This is a genomic window from Larkinella punicea (assembly GCF_003334855.1).
Classification (GTDB): Bacteria; Bacteroidota; Bacteroidia; order Cytophagales; family Spirosomataceae; genus Larkinella; species Larkinella punicea.
This window is the reverse complement of record NZ_QOWE01000046.1, coordinates 1-13,953: the sequence shown is the minus strand read 5'-3', so window position 1 is coordinate 13,953 and position 13,953 is coordinate 1. Positions and strand designations below refer to the sequence as shown.

At 52.7% G+C, this 13,953-nt stretch carries 12 protein-coding genes; 5 read left to right on the top strand and 7 right to left on the bottom strand.

Translation table 11 applies throughout. The annotated features are described in order from the left end of the window. Window positions 1-302: 302 nt before the first annotated feature. Both DUE52_RS31790 and nhaA read right to left on the bottom strand, forming a co-directional pair. A complete protein-coding gene (locus tag DUE52_RS31790; RefSeq protein ID WP_114410179.1) occupies window positions 303-1,361 on the bottom strand; it encodes an ArsO family NAD(P)H-dependent flavin-containing monooxygenase in 1,059 nt (352 codons plus the stop codon). Window positions 1,362-1,386: 25 nt separating this feature from the next. Beyond that, window positions 1,387-2,577, bottom strand: coding sequence for a Na+/H+ antiporter NhaA (gene nhaA, locus DUE52_RS31785; RefSeq protein WP_114410181.1), 1,191 nt, complete (start codon window positions 2,575-2,577; stop codon window positions 1,387-1,389). Window positions 2,578-3,085: 508 nt separating this feature from the next. On the opposite strand from nhaA, the gene DUE52_RS31780 reads away from it, so the two are divergent. The 3 genes from DUE52_RS31780 (at window position 3,086) to DUE52_RS31770 (ending at window position 7,454) form a co-directional block, all read left to right on the top strand. After that, complete coding sequence (locus DUE52_RS31780) at window positions 3,086-3,811, top strand: class I SAM-dependent methyltransferase (RefSeq protein WP_114410178.1); 726 nt, start codon at window positions 3,086-3,088, stop codon at window positions 3,809-3,811. Between the two features lie 35 nt (window positions 3,812-3,846). Continuing rightward, on the top strand, window positions 3,847-5,616 hold the full coding sequence (locus tag DUE52_RS31775; RefSeq protein ID WP_114410177.1) for a glycosyltransferase family 39 protein: 1,770 nt from the start codon (window positions 3,847-3,849) through the stop codon (window positions 5,614-5,616). 299 nt (window positions 5,617-5,915) lie between these two features. Further along, the gene (locus DUE52_RS31770; RefSeq protein ID WP_114410176.1) at window positions 5,916-7,454 is read left to right on the top strand and encodes a SulP family inorganic anion transporter; all 1,539 of its coding nucleotides are present in this window, start codon (window positions 5,916-5,918) and stop codon (window positions 7,452-7,454) included. A gap of 2 nt (window positions 7,455-7,456) precedes the next feature. On the opposite strand, the gene DUE52_RS31765 is transcribed toward DUE52_RS31770, so the two are convergent. The 5 genes from DUE52_RS31765 to DUE52_RS31745 form a co-directional block, all read right to left on the bottom strand. After that, complete coding sequence (locus DUE52_RS31765; protein ID WP_114410175.1) at window positions 7,457-8,260, bottom strand: metallophosphoesterase family protein; 804 nt, start codon at window positions 8,258-8,260, stop codon at window positions 7,457-7,459. Further along, a complete protein-coding gene (gene arsB, locus DUE52_RS31760) occupies window positions 8,257-9,321 on the bottom strand; it encodes an ACR3 family arsenite efflux transporter (protein ID WP_114410174.1) in 1,065 nt (354 codons plus the stop codon). The genes DUE52_RS31765 and arsB overlap by 4 nt, the downstream gene beginning before the upstream one ends. Continuing rightward, window positions 9,318-9,770 carry an arsenic resistance N-acetyltransferase ArsN2 gene (arsN2, locus tag DUE52_RS31755; protein WP_310587842.1) on the bottom strand — a complete coding sequence of 151 codons (453 nt, stop codon included), beginning with the start codon at window positions 9,768-9,770 and terminating at the stop codon, window positions 9,318-9,320. The genes arsB and arsN2 overlap by 4 nt, the downstream gene beginning before the upstream one ends. Window positions 9,771-9,800: 30 nt before the next feature. Then, window positions 9,801-10,688: an arsenite methyltransferase gene (locus DUE52_RS31750; RefSeq protein ID WP_114410173.1), complete on the bottom strand. Its 888-nt coding sequence runs from the start codon at window positions 10,686-10,688 to the stop codon at window positions 9,801-9,803. 223 nt (window positions 10,689-10,911) lie between these two features. Continuing rightward, window positions 10,912-11,238 (bottom strand): ArsR/SmtB family transcription factor, encoded by a 327-nt coding sequence (locus DUE52_RS31745; protein ID WP_114410172.1) that lies wholly within the window; start codon window positions 11,236-11,238, stop codon window positions 10,912-10,914. Between the two features lie 228 nt (window positions 11,239-11,466). On the opposite strand from DUE52_RS31745, the gene DUE52_RS31740 reads away from it, so the two are divergent. Together DUE52_RS31740 and DUE52_RS31735 are read left to right on the top strand one after the other, a co-directional pair. Beyond that, window positions 11,467-12,900, top strand: coding sequence for a nucleoside hydrolase-like domain-containing protein (locus DUE52_RS31740; RefSeq protein ID WP_114410171.1), 1,434 nt, complete (start codon window positions 11,467-11,469; stop codon window positions 12,898-12,900). A 70-nt stretch (window positions 12,901-12,970) separates the two neighbouring features. After that, on the top strand, window positions 12,971-13,747 hold the full coding sequence (locus tag DUE52_RS31735; protein ID WP_114410170.1) for a hypothetical protein: 777 nt from the start codon (window positions 12,971-12,973) through the stop codon (window positions 13,745-13,747). The last annotated feature ends 206 nt before the right edge of the window (window positions 13,748-13,953 follow it).

The window sequence follows — 13,953 nt, the reverse complement described above, 5'->3', positions numbered from 1 at the left end:
CATAAATGGATCCGGGTGGCCTTAGCCGTCTTACAATCGGGGAAGCCGTTTGATTCTCGACTAAACCTGCCAACCGAAGAAAATTTGGTTTCAAACTTGTAAAATTTGACAGTTCATAGGCACGCAATCTCATGCACCTGTTGCGTACCCAAAGGCACGCGGGAGGAATCGGGTCGCCTTTTTGCTACAAACATGTCGTGCCTATGGCACGTAATCAACTCACAATCAAGTAGTAAATCTCATAGTTTGCGTTAATCAGGGATTTCTACCAAAAAACCGGGGCTCCACTCCGTTTTTTTTCGTTATGGAGACGTGGCTTTTTGTAGAAAACCGATGACTTCCTGCGCCGTCTGGCGGGCGGATCGGTTGACGCCAATGAGGGTTGCCGAAGCAAAACCGGTCCAACTGCCATAGCCAACCAGCCACAAACCCGGCTGCCGAACCGAGCGCGTTCCGGCCACTTCGACCTTGCCATCCGGCGTAAGAACGTCAAGCGGCTCTAAAAACGCCAGAGCGGGTCGGAAACCGGTACACCAGATCACCGCATCGACTGCTTCGGTTCTTCCATCGGGCCAGATTACCCCGGTTGGGGTGAGTGCCGTAAAGGGTCGGACGGAATGCAGAACGCCCCGGCTGCGAGCCTCTTTCACGGGTTCGACCATGACCACATCTGCCAGACTGCCTCCGGTTCTGGTGTCACCCGCCTGAAACCGCTGGGTGGCCGCCTGAAACAAATACCGTCCATCGACTTCGTCCGGCAAAAAAGTGGGTTCGGTCAACGTAACCCAGGTCGCATTCGCCACTTTTGACACCTCCGCCAGAATTTGGGCCGCCGAGTTACCCCCGCCTACCACCAGCACCCGTTTCCCCGCAAATTCAGCGGGGGAAAAATAATGCGCCGAATGGAGTTGTCGGCCTTGAAAGTTTTCGCTTCCGGGATACGCAGGAATGTAGGGATTGCTCCAGCTTCCGGTGGCACACACGAGCGTCCGGGTGCGGTATTCGCCCTGGTTGGTCAGGAGCCGAAACAACGAACCCGCACGCTCGACGGATTGCACCTGAACCGGGCGGTGAACGGGAAATGAATACCGTTTCTCATACTGCGTAAGGTAATCGATGACGTCCAGCCGCGACGGATACAGCGACGCGGTGCGGGGCATCAGCCAGCCGGGCAGGGAACTGGCATCCGCCGGCGAAAAAAGACGTAGCGACTCCCAGCCGTGCTGCCATGCTCCACCGGGTGCCGATTGCTCATCCACCAGAACAAAATCGAGCGCACTACGCTGTAAATGGTAGGCCGTTGCCAGAGCGGATTGTCCTCCTCCGACAATAATGAGATCCCGTACCGGTGATTCGTTCATGGGTGCCGTTGTTGTGTTCGTAAACTTACTCTTCAACGACCAGAAAATCGTCTTTCCGGGCAACGGCACTCAAAACAATATAGCCAAAACCACCCGCCAAAACCGATGCGATGAGTATGGCAAATTTGGCACCGGCGGCAAAAACCGGCTGTCCGGCAAACGACAGGAGCGCGATAAAAATCGACATGGTAAAACCGATGCCGCCCAACAGGCCTAATCCGATAATATGGGGCCAGCGGGCGCCTTCGGGTAAGGTACACAAACCCGCTTTGACGGAAAACCAGGAAAGCAGCGTAATCCCCACGGGTTTGCCCACCACGAGCCCTACCAGAATGCCCAGTCCCAGCGGGGTCGACAAGCCTTGCAACATGCCGGATTCAAACCGGATGTTGGTGTTGGCGAGCGCAAACAGCGGCATGATGGCAAAATTGACCGGTTTGATCAGCAGGTGCTCCAGCTTTTCCAGTGCCGATTCGGTGTCATCCGGCGTGGTCGGCAGCGTAAAGGCCGTAAGCACCCCCGCGATAGTAGCATGAACACCCGAATGGTGGATAAAATACCACATGAACAGGCCGGGAATCAGGTAAAAGGCCAGATTCGTTACGCCCACCCGGTTGAAAATAATCAGTACCAGGAAAACACCCCCCGCATACGCCAGGTAATTGACATGCAGGTCCGTACTGTAGAAAATGGCAATGACCACGATGGCGACCAGATCGTCGACAATGGCCAGGGCGGTCAGAAAGATCTTCAGCGACGCCGGAACCCGTTTCCCCAGCAACGTGATGAGGGCGAGGGCAAACGCAATGTCCGTTGCCATCGGAATCCCCCAGCCCACAGCGGTTTCGGTTCCGCGGTTCAGCATCATATAAAACAGGGCCGGAACCGCCACACCACCGATGGCCGCAAAAATGGGCAAAGCCGCCTTTTTAACGGACGACAGTTCACCTTCGACCAATTCCCTTTTGATTTCCAGGCCCACCATCAGAAAAAAGATCGCCATCAGGCCATCATTGATCCAGATGAGAACGGAGTATTGTAAATCCAGACCGCCCCAATCCGTTCCCAGCCGGGTGGCCAGCAGGTTTTCAAAGGACGCCCCCAAGGGCGAATTGGCAATACCAAGCGAGATAATGACACAGAGAAACAGAAGAATACCGCCTGTTGAACCCGATGTAAAAAATTCCTGGAAGTGTTTCAGCACCGTTGCTTTCATCGGTTTTTCAATTGATAAACTGCAATAGTAAGAAGAAACACCCAGCAGGGCCACTTAATCTTATTTTAATCTTTTTCCTTGTTTTTTTTAATTCCTTTTTAATCTTTGCCTCGGTAACCGATTAATTAGTATTGGTCACATCCAGAATTATGCTGCAACTTACTCCCCCCTGACGACGATTTTCCGCTAGCCCCAACCCTGGGCTAGATCGTTGACGCGGCCTCATCGAGTGCCGGGGAGTTCCTCTTTTTTCCAATTTTTCGAGCAGTGTCCAACCGCTTTGCGGCTGGTATATCCGGCTTTCCTTGTCTGCCATTTTGCGGAGGAGAAGCGGTAAATCTCGTTTTAGCTATGCTACAACTTATTCCACCCTGATCCTTCGATCAAAGATCATCAACGCTTTAGGTAACAAATGTATAATTGGCCGTAGTGTTTCTTTTGTGGCTTTTCCAGGTGGCCTACGGTATTCTTACCAATTTTTATTTTTTTCACTTACACCCCTAGCATAATGAATACGACGCTGAAAAAAAATGTCCAGGAGTTCAACCGGAATGTGAACGAAAATGGCGGCTTTCTGTACACCACCAATGCGCAGTTTTCGTCGCATGTTGCCAACAAACGGATTTCGGACGAGATCTTCAAGCTCATCAAACCGCACTACAAAACCCTGGTAGACATTGGCTGTGGCGACGGTATGTATACCAACAACATCAAGGAGAATTTCCCGCATCTGGACGTTCACGGCTTCGATCCTGCCGACTCAGCCATTCAGATTGCCAGTAAGAAATACCCTAATGTGAAGTTTGAAACGATTAATTTGCTGGACGACCAGTTGCCTGTTCCGGCCAAAAAATACGATGTAGCCGTCATCCGGGGTGTACTCCACCACCTTTCCGATCAGCAAAAAGCCATCACCAATGCTTTCCGGCTCGCCGATCATCTGATTATCATGGAACCGAATGGCAATAATCCCATTCTGAAAGTCATCGAGAAAACGTCCAAATATCACATCGAACACGAAGAACAGTCCTTCTTCGAATGGGATTTGAAACGATGGATACGCAATGCGGGCGGACAAATTGATTCGTGGAGCTACGTCGGTTACGTGCCGTTCTTTTTTCCAACCGGCCCCGCCAAGGTAATTTACTTTTTTCAGCCCTTCATGGAAAAAATCCCGGTTCTGAAGCATGTCTTCTCGGCCCAGTTTATCATTTCCTGTTCACAAAAGAAGTAAGTCTGACAGAAGCCGTTAACCGTTAACCTGTTTTTATGGAAATACTGCGACGCCCCGGCGTCATCATCTTTTTGGTTTTGATACTGGCTTTTGGTTTACGGGTCTATCATTCTGACACCCACGGTCTTTACCTCGACGAGAAATACACTCTGGTGATTTCACAGGGCATCGTGATGGAAGGTGCCAACCAGAAAGACGTCTTTTTCACGCCGGGCAAAACCACGTTTACGCCCCGCGAGTTCTGGAAGGAAAAAACGCTGGGCGACTTTTTTGAAGCCAACATGCGGGGCGACATCGGAAACAGCCCCGCCTACTATGCGGTTTTGTGGCTTTGGATGGAAATCTTCGGTCTGAGCGACTTTTCGGCCCGGTTTCCGTCCGTCCTGTTCAGCACGCTGGTGGTTGGGTTGGTCTACCTGTTTGTACGCCGGCATTTTCGTTCGGAACCGCTGGCTCTGGTGAGTGCGTTTCTGGCCGCGATCGAACCCTTCTTTATTGCCTACAGCCACATGGCCCGCAATTATTCGATGAGCTTCTTTCTCACTTTGCTGGCCACGCACCTGTTCCTGCTCATTCTGGAGCGTCATAAAACCGGCAAACCGGTGGCCGGGTTGTATGTCGGCTACGGTCTAACGCTGGTCATCGCCATTCTTTCTCATTACCTGACCGTGACGGTTTTTCTGTGTCATGGACTCTATGCGTTGCTGTTTATCCGGCCCCCGCGTCGCTGGTTACCTTTTGCGCTGACGGCCGTGGCGGGTATAGCCGTCGTTTCGCTGTGGTTCATCTACGGGGGCGGCACCTACACCTTTCGGACCCTGGCCTATCAGGCGCAGCTTTACCGAAGCGTCGCCCTGACGAGCCCCTATCAGAATGAATTCGGGATCATTTTACCGGCAACACTGGCCAATGTAGCGCAAAAGGCGTTGCCGGTATGGGCCGATCTGTTCATCTTTTCGAACGGAGCGGGACAGATGGACATGCTGGGCATTCGCAACATGGCCATTGCGCTGCTGTTTGGCCTGGTGGCCGCCGGGCTGGTACATCGCTACCGCCGAAGCGAAACGCTTCCATTGGCGGTCAGTCTCCTGTTTCCGGTGCTGTTGCTGGCCGGTTTGCCCCTGTTCACCGTTCCCAACCTGAAACTGGTGGTATTAGCCGCGCTGCCTTCGCTGTTCTACCTGATGGTGCTGTCGCTCCGGCGGAATACGAGCCGGGAACAAAAACCGCTGATCGTTTTTACCATTCTGCTGGCCGTTATTCCGACGTTATTTCTGATCGTGATGGCATTCCGCAACGGGCATACCTACGGCATTACGCAGCGGTATTCGGGTTTTTCATTTCCGTATACGGTAATCCTGGTGGCCCTGATGCTCCGGCAACTCGTCCGGATGCCCACCGCCATCAAAGCCGCTCTGGGACTGGTGCTCGTACTTCAGGGCTATTACATCACCCGACTGCTGAGTCAGATTTACGAAGATCGTGACCCGAAATATACCTACTTTACCGTACCGCGTGGCCCCAATCCGCATTATCTGGTTGCCCAACGGATCAAGGAGTTGTATACGCCGGGTGATACGATTCTTTACCCCTCGGTCCGGTTGAACTTCCGGGATGAGGTGGAAAAAACCTATTGGCCTTATTCGGTTCAGGATGCTCAGTTAACCAATTTGTACTTACCCAAAGATGCCGACTACATTCAACGGCTGGATACGACCGACGTCAACACCATCCGGCTGGTCAAAGCCCGGTCGGGAAAGGAGATCGTTCTGTTTGATCTCAAGGGGAAACGGCACCGGTATTGAGCGATTATCGATCGGTGAGTCTGCCGTTTAGCAGACTCACCGATTTCATATTCTTATTTTGACATTGTTCTGGATTTGAGGAAGAACTTTCCATTGCACCACTTTGGAACGGCGCATTTGCTGCGGTCTTCTCAGCATCTGTTTTTAAGAATGCATACCTTTGCCAATATGATTTGCGGCTTCCCCTTCTACACGCTTACTCCCCCCTGACCGTTTTCCCCGGTGTCATCCTCTTCATTGGTTTCCAACTGACCGCGGTCAGTTGGCCTCTCTCATTTTGTCCAGTCTGTGCATTCCTTATGAAACTGTATCTGAATTTATTCGATTTTAAACAACGTGTTGATTACAAAACCGAAATTCTTTCCGGTTTAACCGTGGCGCTGGCCCTCATTCCGGAAGCCGTTGCGTTTGCCCTGATTGCGGGTCTATCCCCCTTAACAGGCTTGTATGCCGCTTTTTCCATGGGGCTGATCACCTCCATTCTGGGCGGACGTCCGGGTATGATTTCGGGTGCTACGGGAGCGGTTGCCGTCGTGATCGTCAGTCTGGTGAAAAGCCACGGTGTCGAATACATCTTTGCGACGGTCGTGCTGGCCGGGTTACTGCAAATCACCGCCGGGTTGATGCGGCTCGGCAAATTCATCCGGTTGGTTCCTCACCCGGTTATGTTCGGATTTGTCAACGGATTGGCCATCGTGATCTTTCTTTCTCAACTTGATCAATTCAAAAGCGCGGATGCCTCCGGAACGCTGCACTGGATGACGGGAACGTCCCTGTGGATTATGCTGGGACTGGTTCTGCTCACCATGGCGATCATCTGGGGACTTCCCCGGCTGACGAAGGTGATCCCGGCTTCGCTAGCAGCCATCGTGGTGGTCTCAATGCTTGTCCTTGGCCTGAAAATCGACACCCAAAGTGTGGGCGATATTGCGTCCATTCAGGGCGGTTTTCCTCCATTTCATATTCCCGCCGTACCTTTCTCGCTCGACACCCTTTTAATCATCTTTCCGTATGCGCTGATTGTGGCCGGGGTCGGTTTAATCGAAAGTCTGTTAACGCTGAACCTCATCGACGAAATTACCGACACGCGGGGCCGGGGCAATAAAGAATGTGTGGCGCAGGGACTGGCCAACGTAACGACTGGTTTTCTGTCGGGCATGGGCGGTTGTGCGATGATCGGGCAAAGTCTCATCAACATCTCATCCGGAGCCCGAGCCCGGCTTTCCGGTATTGTGGCCTCCATCATGTTGCTGGTATTTGTGATGTTCGGAGCGCCCATTATCGAAAAACTGCCCATGGGCGCTTTGACCGGGGTGATGATCATGGTCGCCATCGGCACGTTTGAGTGGAGCAGCTTCCGGATGATTGGCCGGATGCCGAAACAGGATGTGTTTGTCGGAATGCTGGTAGCCGCCGTTACCGTTCTGCTGCATAATCTGGCATTGGCGGTGTTGGTCGGCGTCATTATTTCGGCTCTGGTATTTGCCTGGGAAAATGCCCGGCGCATCCGCGCCCGAAAATACACGGATGACCGGGGCGTAAAACACTACGAATTATACGGGCCACTGTTCTTTGGTTCAGTCGCCACGTTCAATGAAAAGTTCGACGTAACGAATGATCCAACTGAAGTCATTCTTGATTTCAAAGACAGCCGGGTGACGGACATGTCGGGTATCGAAGCGCTCAACAAGCTCACCGAACGCTACCACCGGATGGGCAAAACGATTCACCTGAAACATTTAAGCCCCGACTGTCGGAAACTGCTCCACAACGCGGGTAGCGTCATTGAGGTCAATATTCTGGAAGACCCTGACTACAAGGTGCTGGTCGATGAATAACCTCATTTGGCCAGACGCAACGCCTGAGCATAGACGTCCGGCAATTCACTCTGCTCGACGGCCAGAGCCGCCCGTTCCACATCGTACGGCACCCGAACAAACTCGACGTGAACGCCATCCGCCGAACCGGGCCGGGCGGTTTCGTCGATCGTGAGCAGAACGTACCCCGCGCGCGGGTCACCGTCTTTGGGTTTGCCGACGGAACCAATGTTGATGGCGTGCCGGTAATACGGCGTTTCGCCTTCGCCCAGCGCGTTCACCACTTTGTAATAGGGTTTGTGCGTGTGGCCAAAACACATGATGTCGGCATGGGCACCTTCCAGAACACGCGCCAGACTGCGATCCCCCCGATCTTCAAACAGGTATTCGTTGACCCGCCGGGGACTGCCGTGTACCAGCAACAAAGAAACCGGCGTTTGCTGCTGCCACAATTGTTCCGGATTGTTGCCCAATTCAAACTCGACGCGAATGTGGGTGGGTAAAGTCCGCAAATACGCCCGTTCGTCGTCGCCTACGGTTTTGTTGGTGTAGGCAATCGAAACCTTGCCGTTGGCTTTTTCGTCGTCGGTTTTGTAGGCACACCCGCAATCGTCCGACGAGCGGCCGATGCCGTAGTCGTAGTTACCGGCAATCGTCGGAATGTTCCGACGGCGGATTTCAGCGATCACTTCGTTGGGCCAGATGTTGTAACCCACCAGATCGCCCTGGCAATACACCGCGTCCGGTTTTTGGCGGTCAATGTCGGCTAAAACCGCTTCCAGAGCGGGCAGGTTGGCGTGGATGTCGGAAAACAGGGCAATTTTCATACGGTTTTTGGGGACGGTTTTTGGGAGGAAATTCCAAAATTCTTTTTCTGTTTACGCGCAAAGTTGACCATCAGGATCAAAACCGGCACTTCGATCAGCGGGCCGATGACGGCGGCAAAAGCGGCCCCGGAGTCGATGCCGAAGACCGCAATGGCCACGGCAATGCCCAACTCAAAGTTGTTGCCGGCAGCCGTGAAAGCCAGCGAGGTGGATTTAGCGTAATCGGCACCGGCCCGTTTGGACAGATAGAACGCCGAGAAAAACATGATGGCAAAATAGATCGTCAGCGGAACGGCAATCCGCAGCACATCGAGCGGAATGGAAACGATCAACTGCCCTTTCAGACTGAACATCACCACAATCGTGAACAGCAGGGCGATGAGTGTCATCGGGCTGATGGCCGGTAAAAACGTCTCTTCATACCATTGGCGGCTGAAAACGCGCGTCAGAATCAGCCGCGACAGCAAACCGGCCAGAAACGGAATGCCCAGGTAAATGAACACGCTCTGTGCCACTTCGCCAATCGTGATATCGACCGTGAAGCCCTGTAAACCAAACAAAGGCGGCAGAATGGTGATAAAAACGTAGGCGTAGAGCGAATAGAACAGCACCTGAAAAATGCTATTGAAAGCCACCAGACCGGCTGCGTAGAGCCGATCGCCCCCCGCCAGATCGTTCCATACGATGACCATCGCGATGCAGCGGGCAATCCCGATCATGATCAAACCGGTCATGTATTCGGGTTTATCCGGCAGGAAAATAACCGCCAGAAAAAACATCAGCAACGGGCCAACAATCCAGTTTTGCAGCAGCGACAGTCCCAGAATTCTGGTGTTGGCAAACACTTTGGGTAATTCCGAATACCGCACCTTCGCCAGGGGCGGGTACATCATCAGAATCAGGCCAATGGCGAGCGGCACGTTTGTCGAGCCGGAATTAAAGCGGTTAATAAAGCCTTCCGACTGCGGGAAAAAGTAGCCGATACCCACGCCGAGCAGCATCGCCAGAAAAATCCACAGCGTTAAAAACCGGTCGAGAAACGAAAGTTTGGGCGTGTTCATGCGGCATTGTCGTTTACGGTTCGCTTCATCACAATGGCTGAAGACGGACAAAGGTCACTGAATTGCTGCGTTTGCTGAATGGCTTCAGGCACTTCCTGTCGGTCGACTGGTCGAAAACCGTGCCGCTCAAAATAGCGGTCGGCGGTGGTGGTGATCAGATATACGTCGGACAAGCCGTCGGCTTTGGCGGTTTCCAGGAGCCGTTCAACCAGTTGCGCAGCGATTTGCCGGCCCTGGTGCTGCGGATCAACCGCTACGGAACGCAGCAACGCTACGGCTCCGAAACGTTCCAGACCCGCCACGCCAACGCAGGTTTCCTGCTCTTTGACAAGCAGGAAACCGGGCAGTTCGGCTGGTAAATCATCGGTCAGCAACTCCGCCTGCTGCAACAGCACAATAACGGCTTCCCGGTCTTCCGGGCGGGCATTTTCAATTGATAAAGCCATCATTTTCAGCATTGAACGCGTTGACAAAAGAAACTAATTGCAGCAGTCGGGTCCGCAGCAGGAAGCGGCATTGGTCGCTGCCGGAGCCAATTCGACAACCGGTGCGGTAGGTTTTTCGGCATAAACCGTAACGCTGTAGATACCTTTGTCCTGCTGGCGGTAGTCAGCAATTTCGTCCGCAGTCAGGTAGTTTTGCAGCAGTTCGTCGGGCAGCACAATTTCGCGTTCTTTTTGGAGGATGATCCCGGTAAAACCGGCTTCCTGAACAATCTGCAAATAGGTATCTTTCTGGATAGCGCCCGACACACAGCCCGCATACAATTCGGCATCCTTGATGACGCCCGCAGGTAAATCGCCTTTCAGCACAATGTCCGAAATGCTGAAATGCCCACCGGGCTTCAGAATCCGGAACGTCTCGGAAAATGCTTTCTGCTTGTCGGGAACCAGGTTCATCACGCAGTTGCTTACCACCACATCGGCCAGGTTGTCGGGCAGCGGCATTTCTTCGATATCGCCGTATACGAAGTCAACGTTGGTATACCCCAACGTTTTAGCGTTCCGGCGGGCGCGGTCGATCATGGCCGGCGTCATGTCCAGGCCAATTACCCGACCGGTTTCGCCGGTTTCGGCCCGGGCCACAAAACCGTCGTTGCCCGCCCCTGAGCCCAGATCTACCACCACGTCGCCGGGTTTGATCTGCGCAAATTGTGTCGGCAGGCCACAGCCCAGTCCCAGATCTGCTTCGGCCACGTAGCCGTTCAATCCGTCGTAGCCAACGGCCATGTTGATGGGCACGTCATTCGAGGGGCCACAGCACGACGTAGGACCACACCCGCAGCCAGCCGCTTCAGACTGCCCCCCTTCGGCAATAGCACCATAGGTCTGGCGCACGATTTCTTTTAGTTGTTCAGCAGTTTCCATGTTTACGTTTATTGATTTGTTTATTGTTAGGACTTACATAATTGCCCCTAAATCCCCTAAAGGCCGGGCGGCCGGAGCCGGACTTTTAGCATCCGGATTAAGCCGTGTCCAAGTCCCCTTTAGGGGATTTAGGGGCAATTATATAAGTGCAATAGAATTATCGGGCACAAGTTCTTATTGTAATATTACGATTGATTAAGGCAAAAAAATAGCGACGCTGGTTTTAGCAACAGGTCGCGGGCACGAACGAATCCAGCAGCGAACCAAAAGTCTGCCGGGCTTCTTCCCAAACCGCTTCGTTGATGCAATAGCACACGCGGGGCGGATCAATTTCTCCCTTGATGAGACCAATGCGTTTCAGTTCTTTCAAATGCTGGGAAACCGTCGGTTGCGCCAGCGGCAATTCATCCACCAGATCGCCACAGACGCAGGCTTTTTTCGCAATCAGCAATTGCAGAATGGCCACCCGGGCGGGATGGGCAAAGGCTTTGGCCAGATCGGCGATGCGGTTTTGCTGGTCAGAAAATATTTCGGTTTTGGTGAGTCCCATGTCGCAAAGGTACTAGTCATTTTATCAATCGCAATATTACGATAGATTTTTTTTTAATGGTCCGATTTGTGGGCTTGTGGATTCTACCCGGTCCTGGGCCGTGTTTCAGTTGTTTCCTGAACAAGGGCAAGTAGTAAAACAAAAATACGGAATGCTTTTAACAGCGGGGTGCGATCAATTCAATGCCCTGATTTTCCGATCAATGCGACCCCAAAACCGGCTCATACCATGCTCCATCTTCACAAAAAAGGATTTCCCGCGCTCAGCACCGCCAGCACGGTTTTATGGGGAATACTGGCGATCAGCAGTTTCTGGACGGAGCCCTTCCAGGAATCCCACACTGGCCCGGATAAGCCGCGCGTTCTGATTTTAACCGACATCACCAGTCTACAAGCGGGCACTGGCGAACCCGACGACGGTCAGTCGCTGATCCGATTGATGTTGTATACCAACGAATTACAGATTGATGGACTGATTGCCTCTTCTAATTTGGGGCATGGCCAGCGGGTGCAACCGGATCTGATTCGTCGGGTCATCGAAACCTACGGAAAGGTTCAACCCACCCTTTTACAACATGATCGCTCCTACCCGCCAGCCGCCCGGTTGCTCGGTTTGGTCAAATCCGGTCAACCACTGGCCGGGCCGAACGTGCCGGTAACCACGAGCGTCGGTGCCGGTCTGGACACTGAAGCTTCGGATTGGCTGATCCGGGTTGTCGATCGGCCCGATCCGCGTCCGGTTTGGGTGTGTGCCTGGGGTGGTACGGCCGATTTGGCGCAGGCGCTCTGGAAAGTGCAACAAACCCGTTCTGAAGAGGCCGTGAAGGCTTTTATTGGTAAGCTACGAATTCACGCCATTGCAGATCAGGATGCCACCGGCCCCTGGATCCGGCAGCAGTTTCCGACGCTTTTTTACATCCTGAACCGCCACAATTTCAGGGGTATGTACCGGGGCGGAAACACCCGGCTGGCTGATTCAGGCTGGGTAGCCACCCATATTCAGCAAAGCGGCAGTCTGCTCGGCGCATTGTATCCAAATTATGCCGGAGGTGACATCTGGAGTTCCCGGATTGGTCGGGTTAAAGGGATCAAAGAAGGCGACTCGCCCTCCTTCTTGAGCCTCATTCCCAACGGATTGAACAGGCCGGAGCAGCCGGAACTGGGCGGCTGGGGTGGCCTGTTCAAAAAGAGTGATGAAGGGTATTATCAGGATCAAATTGATTCAACCGCTGGCTACGCTACTGATCCGACACCGTATATGGCCTCGGTTTACCGGTGGCGACCCGCCTGGCAGGCCGACTTTCAGGCCCGTTTGCAGTGGTGTACCCGAACATACCGGCAAGCAAACCACCATCCCCTGGTCCGTATTGACGGAGACGCTGCTCTTCAACCGCTTACCAGAGTCGTTTCTCCCGGTTCCGACGTACAGTTTGATGCCGGCAACTCGACCGATCCGGATGGTCAGTCCCTGCGGTTCAACTGGCAGATCTACCCCGGAAGCCTGCCGAAAGGCTTTGTTCTGACGGGCGATCAAACACCCCGGCTGCGTTGCCGGATCGCGAAAGGAGTCCAGAACCAATCGATTTCACTGCTCCTGACGGTAACCGACACGGGGCAACCAGCCCTCAGCCGCTACCGTCGCATTGTGCTGCACGTGCGGTAAATTTTCATCGTCACGAAATTATACCTACATTTTCTCATCCCGTTTTCAATCCATCCAATTTTAATTCCGTATGAAAAACGCCTTCATCCTGTATGTTCTTACCTTCTTTTTCAGTTACGCAAATGCCCAAAATTCCACGGTTACGAACGGTACGGAATACCTGAAACTCATTCCCGGTTCGGAGCAATCGGCCTTCAAACGGGTAGAGATTTCATCCGATATCGATACGACCTGGAACCGCTGGAAAGAACGCGGATACAATTTTGGCTTTAATCCGCGAATCACGCCGATGTATACGACCGTCAACGGGATTCTGAGTACGCCGTACATGATTCAGGTGCGGGGCAACGAGAACGAACGGAACCGCAAACGCTGGGGCTATCACGTGTTTGAAGGCTACGCCAAAGACGACAAATCCCGCATTACGATGCTGGTGAATAAACACATTGAGGATGAAAAACCGGTGGCCGAACTCTACTATTACAGCACGGTGTATAACCACGACGAACCGGCTTACAACTGGTTTAAAATTGGCTCCGATGTCCGGCAGCACTCTTTTCTATTCAGCCGTGATAAAGCGATTTTCTACGGTTCGCTGAAAATGACCAATGCGCTGACGTTAGGCAATATTGGCCGCGATAATCTTCTGGCGGAAAAACCGACAGCGGATGCCGAAACGAATTATGCCGAAGACGCGAAACACGTCAATTACGAAGCGTTGAAAAACAGCGAAAACGGAACGATCTTCTACGATAAAGACAACAACATCGTCGTGATCAAAATCAATGGAAAATGGATGAAACTGGCGGTGGAAGCGTTGCCAAAAGGAGTGAATTATTCGTTTTAATAATGCGATTTTAATTTAAAATTTAAAATCAGTAGTGTACGAAGGATGCATTTTTTTCTACCCTCTTTGGCTGTTGGCGTAGAACGATCTTTAGAATGGTTTTTTCTGATACTATAACGCGAATGAGGGGTGGTTGGCCGCGTAGCGGACGGATGTTTGTAACGAAAAGACTACCCGGTTCCTCCCGCGTGCCTTTGGGTACGCAA